Source organism: Polaromonas sp. P1_G2, assembly GCF_056405515.1.
In genome coordinates this window covers 1-17313 of the sequence record NZ_JBFUBY010000057.1, presented here as the reverse complement: position 1 = coordinate 17313, position 17313 = coordinate 1, and the positions used below count along the sequence as shown (strand labels likewise).

Here is a 17313-nt window from a genome sequence, read left to right as displayed (position 1 = left end):
GGCGCGCGACAGGCTGGCCAATATGCTGATGAGGGAGGTTTTTCCGGCGCCGTTGGGGCCCAGCAAGCCAAAAAATTCGCCCTGCCGGATATCGAAACTGACGTCGTCAAGCGCCTTGACGACGGGACCCGTCTGATTTCGCGCGGAGGAGTAGGTTTTGGAGACGGACTGGAATGAGATCGCTGGCATGAGCCCGCCATTTTAAGGGCGGATGCTGTTTTTCAACCGGGCGCGCCGTGCAATGCCCTTGGCGGGATCGCCTTGAGGGCCAATGGCGGCTGGTTGCGAGTGAAGCGTCAGGCCTGGGCGGCCGGAATCAGTTCGGCAACGCCATAAAGGCCCGCCAACTGGCGCAGGCGGGGCGGCAGGCCCGCTACCGAAAAGTCCTTGCCGGCGGCCAGCGCTTCGCGCCGGCACTCCAGCAGCACGGCCAGCGCGGAGGAATCAAATTCCTTGAGTGCGCCGGCGTCCGCCACCACCCCGGCCGGCTGGGATAGCACAGCCTGCTTCAGGCCGCGGGCAAAACCTGCGGCCTCGGCATGCGTGAGGATGGGGGGAAGCGTCAGCACCGGCAGCGCGTCCGCTCAGGACTTCTTGGCGCTTGCGCCGCTGTTGGACTGGTTGCGCTGCACCAGCGAGGCGATCAGGCCGTCCACGCCCTTGGTGCTGATTTCCTGGGCGAACTGGGTGCGGTAGGTTTCCACCAGCCACACGCCGAGCACGTTCAGGTCATAGATCTTCCAGCCCGTGGGGGTTTTTTCCATGCGGTAGTCGAGCTGGACGGGGTCACCACGGCCCAGCACTTCGGTGCGCACCACCACTTCGGTGTCGGCAGCCTCCGCGCGCAGCGGCTTGACGCTGACGCTCTGGTCGCTGACCTGTGCCAAGGCGCCGGAATAGGTGCGGATCAACAGGATCTTGAACTCGTCCTGCAGCTTCTTTTGCTGCTCGGGCGTGGCCTGGCGCCAGTTGCGGCCCACAGCCGCCGCCGTCATGCGCGTGAAGTTCACGTTGGGCATGATCTTGCTGTCAACCAGGGACAGCACTTTGGTCAGGTCGCCGGCTTTCACGGCTTTATCGGTCTTGATGTTGTCCAGCACTTCAGCCGACACCCGTTTGATCAAGGCGTCAGGGGCCTCGACCTGTTGGGCGCGGACAAAGGGCGCGGCGCCCAGCAGGGCCAGGCTAAGGGTGGCGGTTAACAAATGGCCAAGAGTTCTGCGTTTCATGGTGTTCCTTCGGTGTCGAAACCCGGTATCAGCTTCATGGCATCGGGTTGATGCATGACACGCTGAAAGCCGGTGTTTCGAAGGTATTTTGCGGGATTGTGTTCGGACTGGGGATGAAGTTATTCGGCAGTCTTGTAAATATTGGCGCTACCAGGCCTTCTCAAGGCCTGGTTTTGGCCCTGTTCAAGCTTGTTTCACCTGCTTACTTGGCTGCCGGCGCCGGCGCAGGCGCGGGCGTGGCCTGCGCGCCTTCAGGCAGGTCAAAGCGTTCTTCCTTTTCCACCGTCCCATTGCCGATCAGGCTGTTGCGGCGCTGCTGGTAGATATCGCGGGTAAAACTGTATTTGTCCAGCGCTGCCTGGTCCAGCACGTCACTGGCGCCCAGCAGGTTGGCGCGGACGTTGACCACGCGCAGCGTCGTCAGGGTATTGCGGACACGGACATTGCTGGCCTGGGTGACCGCGTCCATCTGGGAGTCCACCAGCAGGCCGGCGGTATCGCGAACCGAGGAGGAGCCCAGCACGGGCAGTACCAGGTAAGGACCCGATCCCACGCCCCAGACGCCCAGGGTCTGGCCGAAATCTTCCGAGTGTTTCGGAATCTTCATTTCACTGGCCACGTCAAATATGCCGCCCAGGCCCCAGAGGGTGTTGGTGGTGACGCGGAACAGGCTGTCGGCGGCCGCTTCGCCCTTGCCCTGCAGCAGGTTGTTGACCATGGACCAGACATCGGAAATGTTGCCGAAGAAGCTGGTGACACCAGTGCGCACGGGCTGGGGCGTGACGTCGCGGTAGGCGGTGGCCACGGGCTTGAGGACGGTGCGGTCCAGGCCTTCGTTGAAGCCGAACATGGCCCGGTTGAAGGGCTCCAGCGGATCGGACGGATTGGCGCCGGGGCCGGTTGCGCATCCCTGAAGCAGCGCTACTGCGAGAACAGCGCCGGCCCACCCTGTTGATTTTTTCATTGTGTTGTTGAATGTCATTTTTTTTCTGTCGTCGCTGGTGGCGGCGCAGACCCTGATCCGGAACTGCTATCCGCCGCTTTACTGTATAAAAACTGGCTGATCAGATTCTCAAGTACTACGGCAGATTGCGTGTTTTTGATCACGTCTCCCGCCGCGAAATTTTTCTCGTCCCCGCCGGCCTCCACGCCGATGTACTGCTCGCCGAGCAGGCCGCTGGTCAAAATCTTGAGTGAGCTGTCCTTGGGAAACACATAACGGCTCTCCATCGCCAGGCTGACACTCGCCTGGTAGGACTTGTCGTCGAAAGTGATATTTTCAACCCGTCCGACCACCACGCCCGCACTTTTAACCGCGGCGCGCGGCTTCAGGCCGCCAATATTGTCGAATTTCGCCGTGATCTTGTAAGAAGTGTCGAAATTCAGTGAGAGAAGGTTGGCGGATTTGAGCGCCAGGAACAGGATGGCGGCGCCCCCAATCAGGACAAACAGGCCAACCCAGAGATCATTTTTGGAGCGTTGCATGGTTCTTCTTTCAGTGGCCCCGAAGGGCAGCCCTGCACCGACCATTCAAGGCGAACACTGGAACGGTGGATTTTCTCATGGGCGGATTAAAAATGTTTTAGGGTGGTTGAAAGGCCGGATCAGAGGCTGAACATCGACGCGGTGAGCAGGAAATCCAGCCCCAGCACGGCCAGCGAAGCCACCACCACAGTGCGCGTGGTGGCGCGCGAAACGCCTTCTGGCGTGGGCTGGGCCCCAAATCCCTGGTGCAGGGCGACAAAGGTGACGGTCACGCCGAACACAAAACTCTTGATGATGCCGTTGCCCACGTCGCGCCAGACGTCCACGCCGGACTGCATCTGGCTCCAGAAGGAGCCGGCGTCTATACCGATCATGACCACGCCGACCAGCCAGCCGCCAATGATGCCCACGGCGCTGAACACTGCCGCCAGCAACGGCATGGCGATGACGCCGCCCCAGAAGCGCGGCGCCAGGATGCGGCGTATCGGGTCGACCGCCATCATTTCCATGGCCGACAGTTGCTCGCCGGCCTTCATCAGGCCGATTTCAGCGGTCAGGGCCGTGCCGGCGCGGCCGGCGAACAGTAGCGCGGTGACCACCGGCCCGAGTTCGCGCACCAGGCTGAGCGCCACCAGCAGGCCCAGCGCCTCGGCCGAACCGTAGCGCTGCAGCGTGTAGTAGCCCTGCAGGCCCAGTACAAAACCGACAAACAGGCCGGACACCGCGATGATGGCCAGTGAATAGTTGCCCAAAAAGAAGATCTGGTCGCGCACCAGACCAAAGCGGGCCAGCGCCGGCCCGGTCAGGGCCACCAGCCGCGACATCAGCCGAGCGGCATAACCCAGGTCGACCAGTTGCCTGCGCACCGCAAAACCGAGGCCGGACACCAGGCCGACGGGACTGTAGCGGCTCATGCGCGCTCCTTTTTGACTGCTTCCGCGTTGCCGAAGTCGGCCTCCACGCCCGGCCCCGGGTAATGGAATTTCACGGGGCCCTCGCTCTCGGCATTGACGAACTGGTGCACCAGCGGGTCCGTGGAATGCCTGACCTCGTCGGGCGTTCCCTGCGCCGCGATGCCGCCGTTGGCCAGGATGATGACCTTGTCGGCGATACGGAAGGTTTCTTCCAGGTCGTGCGAGACGATGATGCTGGTGATGCCCAGGGTGTCGTTGAGTTGGCGTATGAGCTGTGCGGCGGTGCCCAGCGAGATCGGGTCCAGCCCCGAGAAAGGCTCGTCATACATGATGAGTTCGGGGTCCAGCACGATGGCGCGCGCCAGCGCCACGCGCCTGGCCATGCCGCCGGAGATTTCGCTGGGCATCAGGTCGCGCGCGCCGCGCAGGCCCACGGCGTTGAGCTTCATCAGCACGATGTCGCGGATCAGGCGCTCGCCCAGCGCGGTGTGCTCGCGCAGCGGGAAGGCCACGTTGTCGAACACGCTCAAATCGGTGAACAGCGCGCCGAACTGGAACAGCATGCCCATGCGCCGGCGGGCGAGGTAGAGTTCTTCCTGTACCAGCTGGCCGACGTCCTTGCCGTCAAACAGCACGGCGCCGCCGGTGGCCTTTTGCTGGCCGCCTATGAGCCGCAGCACGGTGGTCTTGCCGCCGCCCGATGCCCCCATCAGCGCGGTGACCTTGCCCCGCGGCACGGACAGGGTGACTTTATCGAGGATGACACGATCGCCAGCCGAACCCGGGTAGGAGAAGGTCACATCCTTGAATTCAACCAGTGATGAAGCGGAGATGTCGGCCATGGGGCAAAAGGAAAGCCGACGAAGGCGCCGGCGGATGCTAAGGGAATGCCCTAATGATACGGGGTTTGGCCCGACCCATCCCGGGAAGTAATACCCGCCGGTAATACCGTGGGGTCTCCGCCCTGCTCACCTTGCGGTGCAGGCCATCGCGCATCCAGGCAAACGCCTGGATTCCCTTAACCGCCGGATATTGCGTTCAACAGGGCGTTTAGCGAGGCAAGTCGCTATAACCCATCAGGAACTCATCAACAGCGCGCGCAGCCTGGCGGCCTTCGCGAATCGCCCACACCACCAGGCTCTGGCCACGGCGGATATCGCCGGCGGCGAACACCTTGGGCACATTGGTGGCATAACCGCCGGTGAAGTCGGTGCTCGCCTTGGCGTTGCCGCGGTTGTCTTTTTCAATGCCGAAGGCCTCCAGCACGGAAGCCACCGGCGAGACAAAGCCCATGGCCAGCAGCACCAGGTCGGCTTTCAGGGTCTGCTCGGAGCCGGGCACTTCGACCATCTTGCCGTCTTTCCACTCGACGCGAACGGTCTTCAGGCCGGTAACTTTGCCCTTTTCGCCCATCAGTTCCTTGGTGGAGATCGCGAATTCGCGCTCGCAGCCCTCTTCGTGCGACGAGGAGGTGCGCAGTTTGATCGGCCAGTAAGGCCAGGTCATGGGGCGGTTTTCTTCTTCGGGCGGCTGGGGCATCAACTCAAACTGGGTGACGCTGACGGCGCCGTGGCGGTTGCTGGTGCCCACGCAGTCGGAGCCGGTGTCGCCGCCGCCGATCACGATGACGTGCTTGCCGGAGGCAGACAGCTGGCCCTTGACCTTGTCGCCGGCGTTGACCTTGTTCTGCTGGGGCAGGAACTCCATGGCGAAGTGCACGCCGTCCAGGTCGCGGCCAGGCACGGGAAGGTCGCGCGATTGCTCGGCGCCGCCGGTCAGGATCACGGCGTCAAAGTCCTTTTGCAGCTGCTCGGGGCTGATGCTTTCCTTGGCCCAGTTGGTGACTTTGGAGTCCTTGCCCAACGGGTCTTTGGRGCTGCCAACCATCACACCGGTGCGGAAGTTCACGCCTTCGGCCTTCATCTGCTCAACGCGGCGGTCGATGTGGACTTTTTCCATCTTGAAGTCGGGGATGCCGTAGCGCAGCAGGCCGCCGATGCGGTCGTTCTTTTCGAACAGGGTCACCTCGTGGCCGGCGCGCGCCAGCTGCTGGGCCGCGGCCATGCCGGCGGGGCCGGAGCCGACGACGGCGACTTTCTTGCCGGTCTTGTGTTTGGGCATCACCGGCTTGACCCAGCCTTCGGACCAGGCGCGGTCGATGATGGCATGCTCGATGGACTTGATGCCGACGGCGTCGTCGTTCACGTTCAGCGTGCAGGCGGCCTCGCAGGGCGCCGGGCAGATGCGGCCGGTGAATTCAGGGAAGTTGTTGGTGCTGTGCAGCGTGTCGATGGCATTTTTCCAGTCGGCGCGGAACACCATGTCATTGAAGTCGGGAATGATGTTGTTGACCGGGCAGCCGTTGTTGCAAAAAGGCGTGCCGCAGTCCATGCAGCGCGCGGCCTGCTTGTTGGCCTGCGCGTCGTCCAGCCCGATGACGAATTCGCGGTAGTTCTTCAGGCGCTCCGGCACGGGCTTGTAGCCCTCCTCGACGCGCTCGTATTCCATGAAGCCGGTGATTTTTCCCATGATGAGGTCCTGTGCAATTCTTCTTTAAGCTTTTCCGGCTGCCGGCCCATGCATCATGGGCGCGGGCAGTTTCGGTTCAATGCAAGCGTGGAGGCCGGCGGCCTACTTGGCGGCCACCGCCTCCTGGTTGGTGGCGACCTGGGCCCGGGTGGTCTCCGTCGCGGCTTCCAGGCGGCGCTCCTTGCGCTCGATCAGGGCCCGCTTGTACTCGTTCGGGAAGACCTTGACGAACTTCAGGCGCGACTCGCTCCAGTTGTCCAGCAGTTCGCGCGCGCGCTTGCTGCCGGTCCAGCGGTTGTGGTCCTGCAGCAGGCGCTTGAGCAGCTCCTCATCGCTTTCGCCCGCGTGCCAGTCGGCCTTGTCATGGGTGTGCTGCTCGGCCGTGGTGACGATGCGGTCCATGGAGACCATGGAGGTGTTGCAGCGCGTGGCGAACAGGCCGTCCTCGTCGTACACATAGGCCACGCCGCCGCTCATGCCGGCGGCGAAGTTGCGGCCGGTTTTGCCCAGCACCGCGACGGTGCCACCCGTCATGTATTCGCAGCCGTGGTCGCCGGTGCCTTCAACCACCGCCGTGGCGCCCGAGAGCCGCACGGCAAAACGCTCGCCGGCCACGCCGCTGAAGAAGGCCTCGCCGGTGGTCGCGCCGTAAAGCACGGTGTTGCCGACGATGGTGTTCTTCACCGCGTCGCCGCGGAAGTCGATGCTGGGGCGCACCACGATGCGGCCGCCGGACAGGCCCTTGCCGGTGTAATCGTTAGCGTCGCCTATCAGGTACATGGTGATGCCCTTGGCCAGGAAGGCGCCGAAGGACTGGCCGCCCGTGCCTTCGAGCTGGATGCGCAGGGTGTCGTCGGGCAGGCCCTGCGGATGGTGGCGCGTCAGTTCGCCCGACAGCATGGCGCCGACGGTGCGGTTGACGTTGCGCGCCACTTCGATGAACTGGACTTTTTCGCCCTTTTCAATCGCGGCTTTCGATTTTTCGATCAGGCGCACATCCAGCGCCTTGCCGAGCGCATGGTCCTGCTCCATGACATGCAGGCGCGGCACATCGGCCGGCACGTTGGGCTGGTAGAACAGGCGGCTGAAATCCAGGCCGCTGGCCTTCCAGTGCTCGATGCCTTTTTGCGTATCGAGCAGGTCGGCGCGGCCGATCAGGTCGTCGAACTTGCGCACGCCGAGCTGTGCCATGAGCTGGCGCGCCTCTTCGGCGACGAAGAAGAAGTAGTTGACGACGTGCTCGGGCTTGCCGCTGAACTTCTGGCGCAGCACCGGGTCCTGCGTCGCCACGCCGACGGGGCAGGTGTTGAGGTGGCACTTGCGCATCATGATGCAGCCTTCGACCACCAGCGGCGCGGTGGCGAAGCCGAATTCGTCGGCGCCCAGCAGCGCGCCAATGATGACGTCGCGGCCGGTTTTCATCTGTCCGTCGGCCTGCACGCGGATACGTCCGCGCAGGCGGTTGAGCACCAGGGTCTGCTGGGTTTCGGCCAGGCCGATTTCCCAGGGCGAGCCGGCATGCTTGATGGACGACCAGGGCGAGGCGCCCGTGCCGCCGTCATGGCCGGCGATCACCACGTGGTCGGACTTGGCCTTGGCCACACCCGCCGCGATGGTGCCGACACCGACTTCGCTGACCAGCTTGACGCTGATGCTGGCGCGCGGGTTGACGTTCTTCAGGTCGTGGATCAGCTGGGCCAGRTCCTCGATCGAATAAATGTCGTGGTGCGGCGGCGGCGAAATCAGGCCCACGCCGGGAACCGAGTAGCGCAAGGCGCCGATATATTCGCTGACCTTGCCGCCGGGCAACTGGCCGCCCTCACCGGGCTTGGCGCCCTGGGCCATCTTGATCTGGATCTGGTCGGCCGACACCAGGTATTCGGCCGTGACGCCGAAGCGTCCCGACGCGACCTGCTTGATGCGCGAGCGCAGCGAGTCGCCGTCCTGCAGCGGCAGGTCGACCTCGACCTGTTTCGGGCCGATCACGCTTTTGAGCGTTTCACCCTTCTTGATCGGGATGCCCTTGAGCTCCTGGCGGTAACGGTTCGGGTCTTCTCCGCCCTCGCCCGTGTTGCTCTTGCCGCCGATGCGGTTCATGGCCACGGCCAGCGTGGCATGGGCCTCGGTGCTGATGGAGCCCAGCGACATGGCACCGGTGGCGAAGCGCTTGACGATGTCCTTCGCCGGCTCGACCTCATCGATCGGGATGGCCTTGGAGGGGTCGATCTTGAACTCGAACAGGCCGCGCAAGGTCATGTGGCGGCGATTCTGGTCGTTGATCAGCTGGGCGTATTCCTTGTAGGTGTTCCAGTTGTTGGAGCGCGTGGAATGCTGCAGCTTGGCGATCGCGTCGGGCGTCCACATGTGGTCTTCGCCGCGCACGCGCCAGGCGTATTCGCCGCCGGCGTCCAGCATGTTGGCCAGCACCGGGTCGTCGCTGAAGGCCGCGCGGTGCATGCGCAGCGCTTCCTCGGCGATCTCGAACACGCCCATGCCTTCGACCTGGCTGGCGGTGCCGGTGAAGAACTTGGCCACGGCGTCGCGGTTCAGGCCGATGGCCTCAAACAGTTGCGCGCCGCAGTAGCTCATATAAGTAGACACGCCCATCTTGGACATGATCTTGGACAGGCCCTTGCCGATGGCCTTGGTGTAGTTGTAGACGGCTTTCTCGGTGCTGAGATCACCCGGCAGGCCCTTGGACAGCTCGCCCAGGGTTTCCATGGCGAGGTAAGGGTGCACGGCTTCGGCGCCGTAACCGGCCAACACCGCGAAGTGGTGCACTTCGCGGGCCGAACCGGTTTCGACCACCAGTCCGGCCGTGGTGCGCAGGCCTTCCTTGACCAGGTGCTGGTGGATGGCCGACAAGGCCAGCAGCGCCGGGATGGCGACCTGCGTGGCGCTGATGCCGCGGTCGCTGACGATCAGGATGTTCTTGCCGTCCTTGATCGCGTCGACCGCCTCGGCGCACAGTGAAGCCAGCTTGGCCTCGACGCCTTCGTGGCCCCAGGCCAGCGGGTAGGTGATGTCCAGGGTGTAGCTCTTGAACTTGCCTTGGGTATGCGCCTCGATGTCGCGCAACTTCTGCATGTCGGCGACGTTGAGCACCGGCTGGCTCACTTCGAGCCGCATCGGCGGGTTGACCTGGTTGATGTCCAGCAGGTTGGGCTTGGGGCCGATGAAGGACACCAGCGACATCACGATGGCTTCGCGGATCGGGTCGATGGGCGGGTTGGTCACCTGCGCGAACAGCTGCTTGAAGTAGTTGTACAGCGGCTTGTTCTTGTTCGAGAGCACGGCCAACGGGCTGTCGTTGCCCATGGAGCCGGTGGCTTCCTCGCCATTGGCGGCCATGGGGGACATCAGGAACTTGATGTCTTCCTGCGTGTAGCCGAAGGCCTGCTGGCGGTCGAGCAGAGGAATGTCGGAAACGGCGGGCACGGTCACCGGAGCGGCCTTTGCGGCCTTGCCGGCCACGTCGTCCAGCTTGATACGCAGGTTTTCGATCCACTGCTTGTAGGGCTTGCTGTGCGCCAGCGTGGCCTTGATTTCCTCGTCGTCGATCATGCGGCCCTGTTCCAGGTCGATCAGGAACATCTTGCCGGGTTGCAAACGCCATTTGCGCACGATCTTGTGTTCGGGAATCGGCAGCACGCCCGATTCCGAGGCCATGATGACCAGGTCGTCGTCGGTCACGCAGTAGCGCGAGGGGCGCAGGCCGTTGCGGTCCAGCGTGGCGCCGATCTGGCGACCGTCGGTGAAGACGATGGAGGCCGGGCCGTCCCAGGGCTCGAGCATGGCGGCGTGGTATTCGTAGAAGGCCTTGCGGCGCTCGTCCATGGTGGTGTGCTGTTCCCAGGGCTCGGGAATCATCATCATCACGGCCTGGCTGATGGGGTAGCCGGCCATGGTCAGCAATTCCAGGCAGTTGTCGAAGGTGGCGGTGTCGGACTGGCTGGCAAAGCTGATCGGGTAGAGCTTTTGCAGGTCGGCGCCCAGCACCGGTGAAGACATCACGCCTTCGCGCGCCTTCATCCAGTTGTAGTTGCCCTTGACGGTGTTGATCTCGCCGTTGTGCGCGACGTAACGGTAAGGGTGGGCCAGCGGCCACTCGGGGAAGGTGTTGGTGGAAAAGCGCTGGTGCACCAGGCCGAGCGCGGAAACGCAGCGCGTGTCGGTCAGGTCGCGATAGTAGGTGCCCACTTGGTCGGCCAGCAGCAGGCCTTTGTAGACCACCGTGCGGCTGGACATGCTGGGAACGTAATACTCTTTGCTGTGTGTCAGGCGCAGGTTCTGGATGGCGGCGCTGGCGGTCTTGCGGATGACGTAGAGCTTGCGCTCCAGTGCGTCCTGGACGATCACGTCATTGCCGCGGCCGATGAAGATCTGCCGCAGGATGGGTTCTTTTTCGCGCACGGTGGGCGACATGGGCATGTCGCGGTTGACCGGCACGTCGCGCCAGCCCAGCAGCACCTGGCCTTCGGCCTTGACCGCGCGCTCCAGCGCCTGTTCGCAGGCCAGTCGGGAAGCGTGCTCTTTCGGCAGGAAGACCATGCCGACGCCGTATTCGCCGGGCGGCGGCAATTGCACGCCCTGCGTCGCCATTTCTTCGCGGTAGAGCGCGTCGGGCAGTTGGATCAATATGCCGGCGCCGTCGCCCATGAGCTTGTCAGCACCCACTGCGCCCCGGTGGTCGAGGTTTTCGAGGATTTTCAGGCCTTGCTGGACGATGGCATGGCTTTTGTGCCCCTTGATGTGCGCCACGAAACCGACGCCGCAGGCATCGTGCTCGTTGGCTCCGGAGTACAAACCGTTTTCTTCAAAATGCTTGATTTCAGCAGCCGTGGTCATGGCAATTCCTCGTCGGTTGAGAATGGCGGCGATGCAGGGGTGGCCTCGAAAAAAGGCCGGCAACGCTTCCATCCGCAAGGTTCATAATTTTTCGCAGGGAATGGGAGCATAGTGCAGTGCAACAACAATGCCAAGCACTTTAAACGGGGTCAGATACCAATTAAAGATCGATTAAATTAATCGGAATTTAATTGGGGACATATAAAATTCCGCTGCGGAACCCCCTGAGGAGGTTTGCTCAGGAGGCCGGCACATCCTTTGGCGTCGCAGGCGGGCGCCCTGCCTGGTTTTTGGTCACCCGGCGCTCCGTGCGCTTTTGCAGCTCCGCCAGAAAATCAGCCCCGCCCAATGCCCAGCCGCTGAGGGCCGCGCGGGTCAGCACGTCCTGCTGCTCCAACGTGATGCCGGCGCGCACCAGTTCGGCGTAAGCCGCCTCGCGGGCAAAAGGCGTGTTGCCCAGCGCCCAGACCAGCGGATGCGGCGTCAGCAGGCTGTCGACCCGCAGGCCCGCGTAATGGCCGTGGCTGGACCACGGATAGTCTCTGGCTTCGGCCACCAGGCCCGCGCGGACCGGATTCAGGTCCATATAGGCCATGCAGGCCAGCAGGTAGCGCTCGGCCTCGATCACGGTGGCGCGGTAACGCCCTTCCCACAGAGTGCCGGAGCGCCCCTGGCTGTCGTTGAAGTAGCGCACATAACGCCGCCCCGCGGCCTGCATCATCTGCGGCAGGCCCTCCGCCGTGCTGGGCGTGGCCAGCAGGTGGAGATGGTTGTCCATCAGTACATAGGCGTGCAGGGCAACGCCGGACTTTCGGGCGCTTTCGTCGAGCAACCCCAGCAGCATCTGGCGGTCGGCGGCGGAGGAAAAGATGGCCTGGCGGTTATTGCCCCGCTGGATGATGTGGTGGGGGTAGCCGGGAAGGGTCAGACGCGGAAGACGGGCCATGGAATGCAATGCCTGGAGTTTGCACCATGATATTGGAACCTGACCCTGATTTTTGCACCCTCAAGGCGCCGGGGCGTGCGGTCCGCAAAAGCCGCTGCGTTTAGCGGACGACCTTGCCGTCGGGTGTGATGGTGRCCAGGTCGATCGCGCGCACCGACTCGTATTTCTTCGGGCGCAGGTTGACGCGAAAGCCGCCGACATCGTAGTCAGTCATAGCCTCAAAGGCCTTTTGGAGGCCGGCCCGGTCCGGCTTGCCGCTGCCTGCCGCGCTGCGGCGCACGCCTTCGGCGAAGGTGCGGGCGGCGATGTAGCCTTCCACGCTTTCATAGCTGGGGGTCTGGTCGGTCTGGTTCAGCACATCAAGGTATTCCTTGATGATGGGCGTGCCGGTGCTGCGCGGCGAAGGCACGACCTGCGAAATCACCACACCACCGATTTCCTTGCCGAGGGCGCTGAACAGCGGATCGATGCCGACGACGGAAAAATTCAGGAACTGCCCGCCGTAGCCGGCCTGGCGCATCTTGCGGATAAAGGCCGCCGATGAATTGAACAGGCTGACCTGGATGACGGCCTGGGGCTGCGCCTTCATCAGCGTTGCCACGGCCGCGTCGACCTTGTCGCTGTTGACCGGCGACAGGGCGCTACCGACGATGGCCGGCCGCTTCAGATCTATGAGCGCCTGGTTGACTGCGGCCAGGCCGCCGCGCCCCATGGCATCGTCTTCGGCAAACACCGCGATGCGGTCCTGGTTCAGCGTGGCGCAATGGCGCGCGATCTTGTAAGCCTCGTCGGCCAGCGCGGGACGCACATGGAAGACATTGGTGAGCGCGGGATCGTGCAGCGCGTCGGACGCGGCAAAGGGCGCGAAGAACAGCGTGCCTGAGGCTTTGGCTGCGGCGAAGGCCGCGTCGCTGCTGGYGGTGCCCGTGAAGCCGAAGAGTGCGTCCACACCTTCGTCGATCAATTGCTTGGCATTGGCGGCGGCTTTGGCGGGGGTATAGCCGTCGTCCAGGGCCTTGACTTCAATCTTGTAGCCGCCCGCGCCGTTCTTGGCGTTGATCGCGTCGAAGTAAATCTTGGCGCCGTTCAGGTAGGCCAGGCCGATCTGGTCGGCGGCGCCGGTGAGCGGCACGGATTGCCCGATGACGATTTTTCGCGCGGCCTTGCTTTGCGCCCACAGCGCGGGACTTGCCACCACAGCGCCTGCCGACATACCACCGAGAATTAACTGACGCCGATTGAAACCCATGACAACACCTTTTGAGATACGGGAATAGCCAAAGCAGGTTTGATGCCTGCATACAGCATGCGCTTACTGTTCCAAAGAAATGTCACGAATTGTGCGCAGACCTCAAGCGTAATCCGTGCGAAGGCGAAAAGACAGCGGGGAAATGCCGACACGTCATAAGCCTATGCGCTGTCATCTAGATATTGATGACGGTTTCCCCTATTGCGCCGGCGTGCGCAAAGCCGGCAAGCGGTGCAGTTGCAACGCCAGCAGCAGGCCAAGCGCCGAACTGGCTGCGGTGACCCAGCCCGTCCATTGCCAGCCCCCTGCTACCGCAGCCACCCAGGCCACCAAGGGAGGGCCCGCGAACTGGCCCAGCGCCGACCATTGCTGCATCCAGCCCACCGTGGTGGATACCGTGTCGGCAGTGGGGGCCAGGCGGACGGCCAGGCTGAACAGGGTCGCGGGAATCAAGCCGCCGACCATGGAGAAACCGAGGATGGCCGCGTATTGCAGCGCGGGCGACACGCCCGAAAAAGCCAGCAAGGCGCCGCCCCCCATCGCCAGGAAGCCCGCGCCCAGCAAAGCCAGCGGCGGCAGGCCGCGGCCCAGCAAGCGCCCGGCGGCGACGTTGCCGATGATGTTGACGGCGGCGGCCAGCGCCGTCAGCGGCCCCGCCCAGTTGGCGGCCACACCGGCCTGCGCATAGATGGACGGCAGGAAACCGACCACCGCGAGCCACTGTCCCGAATACGCCGCAAAGGCCATGGCCATCAGCCAGGCAGCGCGCGAACGCAGGGTTGCCGCGATGAGTTGGCCGCCGTGGGGCCGGCCGGCCGCCGGGACCGCCTCGGGCGGCTCCACCGGCACCCGCCATGCGAGCACCAGGGCCAGCACCGCAGCCAGTGCGGCCAGCAGCCACCACAGGATGCGCCAGCCCCATTGCGGGTTGCCCAAAGCGATAAGGTGGGGCCCGCCCAGCAAGGCCAGCGAAGCGCCCAACGGCATGTAAGCGCCCCACATGCCGAGCATGCCGTTCAGTTTTTCCTTTGGTACCAGCCGGCGCACCAGGGCCGGCGCCGGCAGCACCACCCACAAAAATCCCAGGCCTTCCAGGACGCGTGTCGCCAGCAGGCTATCAACACCAGGCACCATGGCCCCCAGGGCGCTGGCCGAGGCCAGCACCCAGAGGCCCGCCACCATGCTGCGCTTGAGCCCCGCGCGCTGCACGGCCAGCCCCGTCACCAGCCCAAGTGCCATACCGGCCAGTTGCACCAGCGACAACAAAAAACCGGCCTGCAGCAGCGAGACGCCCAACACCTGGCCCAGCACGGGCAAAGCGGGCGGCAGTTTGCCGACATGCAGCGCGGCCACCACGCCGGCCGCGATCACGCACCAGGCGGCTCGCGTGCTGGCGACGGTATCCGGCTTGGTTTCAGTCACGCGGGGGCAAGGCGTGAAGGGAAGGTTCAGGCCGCGAAAGCGGCCCGCCCCTTGAGGCGTTCATGTTCTTTGGCGGCAAAGCGGTCCGTCATGCCGGCGATGTAGTCGGCCACCACCCGCTCGGGCTTGGCGCCCGCGGCGTGCGGGACGTCGATGCCGTCAAAGCGGTCGATGTGGGCCTGCGGCATCTGCGCGGGGTCGGCCATGTAGGCCTCGAACAGGTCGCGCACCACCTGCTTGGCGGCCTGTGTGGTCTCCACCACCTTGGGGTGGCGATAAAGGTTTTGCAGCAGGAAGCGCTTGAGCAAGGCCGACTGCCGCGCCATCTCCGGCGTGAAGCAGACCAACGCGGGGTGCTGGCGCACCTCGTCAGCGCTCGCGGGCGCCGCCTTGTGAATCGCCGCCCAGGTCGCGTCCATCACGTTGTAGACCTGCGCGCTCAGCATGCGGCGTATGGTTTCAAACAGCAAGCGGCGGCCCTGCAGGCCGGGATGAGCCAGCCGCGTCTCGCGGCAATATTGGCTGAAGAGTTCCACATCTTCGAATTGCTCCAGCGTCWGCAGGCCGGAGCGCACGCCGTCGTCGATGTCGTGCGCGTTGTAGGCGATTTCGTCGGCCAGGTTGGCGAGCTGCGCTTCCAGGCTGGGCTGCTGCCAGTGCGGGCCTTCGGCGGGCTGCTCCACAAATCGGCGGGCCACGCCGCCCGGCTCTCGCGCCTCGATGCGCAGCGCATTGCGCCTGGAGCAATGTTTGAGGATGCCCTCGCGCGTCTCGAAGCTGAGGTTCAGGCCGTTGTAGGCCGGGTAGCGCTCTTCCAGCGCATCCACGACGCGCAGGCTTTGCAGGTTGTGCTCGAAGCCGGCGCTCTCGGGATGGCCGGCTTTGAGGCAGGCGTTCAGGGCATCCTGGCCGGCGTGGCCGAAGGGCGTGTGGCCCAGGTCGTGCGCCAGCGCGATGGCCTCCACCAGGTCCTCATTGAGCTGCAAGGTGCGGGCGATGGAACGCCCCAGTTGCGCGACCTCAAGCGAATGGGTCAGTCGGGTGCGGAACAGGTCGCCCTCGTGGTTGAGGAACACCTGGGTCTTGTAGACCAGGCGCCGGAAGGCCGTGGAGTGCACGATGCGGTCGCGGTCGCGCTGGAAGTCGGAGCGCGTGGGCGCGACCGGTTCGGTGTAGCGGCGCCCGCGCGACAGCGCGGGGTCACAGGCATAAGGCGCGAGGGTCATGGTTCACGCTCTCCAGGCGGTTACGCGCACTATGCGCAACACAAATCGATCACGCCGCGCACCAGCGCGTCGGGCGCGCTGCGAAGCGCCGCTTTGCCCGGGCCGTCGATCACGATAAAACGTATCTCGCCGGCTTCGGATTTTTTGTCGATGCGCATCAGCTCCAGGTAGCGCCCGGCATTGTCGGTGGCCGACAGCACCGGTGCCTTGACCGGCAGACCGGCGCGCCGCACCAGCCGGGTCAGCCGCTCCACAAAAGCCATGTCGACCAGGCCCAGCCGCTCGGACAGGTGGGCGGCCATCACCATGCCGCAGCCCACGCCCTCGCCGTGCAGCCATTCGCCGTAGCCCAGGCCGGATTCAATCGCATGGCCAAAGGTGTGGCCGAAATTCAGGATGGCCCGCAGGCCCGTTTCACGCTCGTCCTGGCCCACCACCCAAGCCTTGATTTCACAGCTGCGCTTGATCGCGTGGGCCATGGCCGCGGGTTCCTTGACCATCAGGGCGTCGAGGTTGGCCTCTATCCACGCCAGGAAGTCCATATCGGCGATCGGTCCGTATTTGATGATCTCGGCCAGGCCCGCGCTCAGTTCGCGCGGCGGCAGCGTCGCCAGGGCATCGAGGTCGCAGACCACCAGCAGCGGCTGGTAGAACGCGCCAATCATGTTCTTGCCGAGCGGGTGGTTGATGGCCGTCTTGCCGCCCACCGAGGAATCCACCTGCGCCAGCAGGGTCGTGGGCACCTGCACAAAGGGCACGCCGCGCATATAGCTGGCGGCGGCGAAACCGGTCATGTCGCCCACCACGCCGCCGCCCAGCGCGAACATCACCGTCTTGCGGTCGCAGCCGTTCTCGAGCAAGGCGTCAAAAATCAGCTGCAGCGTGATCCAGTCCTTGTGGACTTCGCCGTCGGGCAGGCTGACCAGCAGCACCTTGCCATAGCGCCGGCGCAGCGCCTGGCTCAGTTGCGCCGCATACAAAGGGGCCACCGTCGTATTCGACACCACCAGCGCGGTGGCGGCTTTCGGGAGATCCTGGTAAGTCAGCGCATTGCCGAGAAGCCCGTTGCCGATGGCGATCGGATAGCTGCGCTCGCCAAGGTCGATCTGGACCCGCGCCGCCGCTGAAGAGGAATTTGCGTGCATAGGTGGGAGTGTAGAGGGACTCGCTGCGCCGCGGCTACCCGCTTGCAGCCAAAGGGGCGGTCAGGGCGGAGCCAGCAACCCGGCCAGCTCCAGCTGCATGAGGATCATGTTGACCAGGGTGGACACCGAAGGGCGCCCGGTCTCGATGACGAAGTGGGCGGTCTCCCGGTACAGCGGGTCGCGCGCGGCATAAAGGTCCCTGAGCCTGGCCAGCGGGTCGGCCACCTGGAGCAGGGGCCGGTTCTGGTCGTGCCGCAGGCGGCGAAATACTTCTTCGGGAATGGAATGCAGGTAGACCACCTGCGCGCGCTCGCGAAGGT

Annotated in this window: 15 protein-coding genes; all 15 read right to left on the bottom strand. The window is 64.3% G+C overall.

Annotated features, from left to right (window positions below):
* On the bottom strand, positions 1-189 hold a 189-nt coding region (locus AC1D0P_RS08490; RefSeq protein WP_477676335.1), incomplete at its 3' end, for an ATP-binding cassette domain-containing protein.
* A gap of 107 nt (positions 190-296) precedes the next feature.
* A complete protein-coding gene (locus AC1D0P_RS08485) occupies positions 297-569 on the bottom strand; it encodes an STAS domain-containing protein (protein WP_477652439.1) in 273 nt (90 codons plus the stop codon).
* A gap of 15 nt (positions 570-584) precedes the next feature.
* Positions 585-1229 carry an MlaC/ttg2D family ABC transporter substrate-binding protein gene (locus tag AC1D0P_RS08480; RefSeq protein ID WP_477676334.1) on the bottom strand — a complete coding sequence of 215 codons (645 nt, stop codon included), beginning with the start codon at positions 1227-1229 and terminating at the stop codon, positions 585-587.
* Positions 1230-1431: 202 nt separating this feature from the next.
* Complete coding sequence (locus AC1D0P_RS08475) at positions 1432-2211, bottom strand: MlaA family lipoprotein (RefSeq protein ID WP_477676333.1); 780 nt, start codon at positions 2209-2211, stop codon at positions 1432-1434.
* On the bottom strand, positions 2208-2714 hold the full coding sequence (gene mlaD / locus AC1D0P_RS08470) for an outer membrane lipid asymmetry maintenance protein MlaD (RefSeq protein WP_436157486.1): 507 nt from the start codon (positions 2712-2714) through the stop codon (positions 2208-2210). Before mlaD ends, AC1D0P_RS08475 begins: the two co-directional genes overlap by 4 nt.
* Before the next feature lie 119 nt (positions 2715-2833).
* Positions 2834-3628, bottom strand: a complete 795-nt coding sequence (gene mlaE / locus AC1D0P_RS08465; protein WP_477676332.1) for a lipid asymmetry maintenance ABC transporter permease subunit MlaE — start codon at positions 3626-3628, stop codon at positions 2834-2836.
* Entirely contained in the window at positions 3625-4470 is an 846-nt protein-coding gene (locus AC1D0P_RS08460) for an ABC transporter ATP-binding protein (protein ID WP_477676331.1), read from the bottom strand. Before AC1D0P_RS08460 ends, mlaE begins: the two co-directional genes overlap by 4 nt.
* A gap of 208 nt (positions 4471-4678) precedes the next feature.
* Complete coding sequence (locus AC1D0P_RS08455; protein ID WP_477676330.1) at positions 4679-6157, bottom strand: glutamate synthase subunit beta; 1479 nt, start codon at positions 6155-6157, stop codon at positions 4679-4681.
* A gap of 102 nt (positions 6158-6259) precedes the next feature.
* Positions 6260-11005, bottom strand: coding sequence for a glutamate synthase-related protein (locus AC1D0P_RS08450; RefSeq protein ID WP_477676329.1), 4746 nt, complete (start codon positions 11003-11005; stop codon positions 6260-6262).
* 238 nt (positions 11006-11243) lie between these two features.
* On the bottom strand, positions 11244-11951 hold the full coding sequence (locus AC1D0P_RS08445; protein WP_477676328.1) for a transposase: 708 nt from the start codon (positions 11949-11951) through the stop codon (positions 11244-11246).
* A gap of 100 nt (positions 11952-12051) precedes the next feature.
* Positions 12052-13200 (bottom strand): ABC transporter substrate-binding protein, encoded by a 1149-nt coding sequence (locus AC1D0P_RS08440; protein ID WP_477676327.1) that lies wholly within the window; start codon positions 13198-13200, stop codon positions 12052-12054.
* A gap of 198 nt (positions 13201-13398) precedes the next feature.
* Positions 13399-14622, bottom strand: coding sequence for an MFS transporter (locus AC1D0P_RS08435; RefSeq protein ID WP_477676326.1), 1224 nt, complete (start codon positions 14620-14622; stop codon positions 13399-13401).
* Positions 14623-14648: 26 nt separating this feature from the next.
* Complete coding sequence (locus AC1D0P_RS08430) at positions 14649-15848, bottom strand: deoxyguanosinetriphosphate triphosphohydrolase (protein WP_477676325.1); 1200 nt, start codon at positions 15846-15848, stop codon at positions 14649-14651.
* Positions 15849-15877: 29 nt separating this feature from the next.
* Positions 15878-16993 (bottom strand): 3-dehydroquinate synthase, encoded by a 1116-nt coding sequence (gene aroB / locus AC1D0P_RS08425; protein ID WP_477676324.1) that lies wholly within the window; start codon positions 16991-16993, stop codon positions 15878-15880.
* 60 nt (positions 16994-17053) lie between these two features.
* Positions 17054-17313, bottom strand: a 260-nt coding sequence (locus AC1D0P_RS08420; RefSeq protein WP_477676323.1) for a shikimate kinase, incomplete at its 5' end; no start/stop codon positions are given.

What these genes read in the sequence shown, in the direction of transcription:
- AC1D0P_RS08480 (WP_477676334.1), bottom strand. Translation starts at nt 1,229, where the DNA reads ATGAAACGCAGAACTCTTGGCCATTTGTTAACCGCCACCCTTAGCCTG.
- mlaD (WP_436157486.1), bottom strand. Translation starts at nt 2,714, where the DNA reads ATGCAACGCTCCAAAAATGATCTCTGGGTTGGCCTGTTTGTCCTGATT.
- AC1D0P_RS08460 (WP_477676331.1), bottom strand. Translation starts at nt 4,470, where the DNA reads ATGGCCGACATCTCCGCTTCATCACTGGTTGAATTCAAGGATGTGACC.
- AC1D0P_RS08475 (WP_477676333.1), bottom strand. Translation starts at nt 2,211, where the DNA reads ATGACATTCAACAACACAATGAAAAAATCAACAGGGTGGGCCGGCGCT.
- aroB (WP_477676324.1), bottom strand. Translation starts at nt 16,993, where the DNA reads ATGCACGCAAATTCCTCTTCAGCGGCGGCGCGGGTCCAGATCGACCTT.
- mlaE (WP_477676332.1), bottom strand. Translation starts at nt 3,628, where the DNA reads ATGAGCCGCTACAGTCCCGTCGGCCTGGTGTCCGGCCTCGGTTTTGCG.
- AC1D0P_RS08445 (WP_477676328.1), bottom strand. Translation starts at nt 11,951, where the DNA reads ATGGCCCGTCTTCCGCGTCTGACCCTTCCCGGCTACCCCCACCACATC.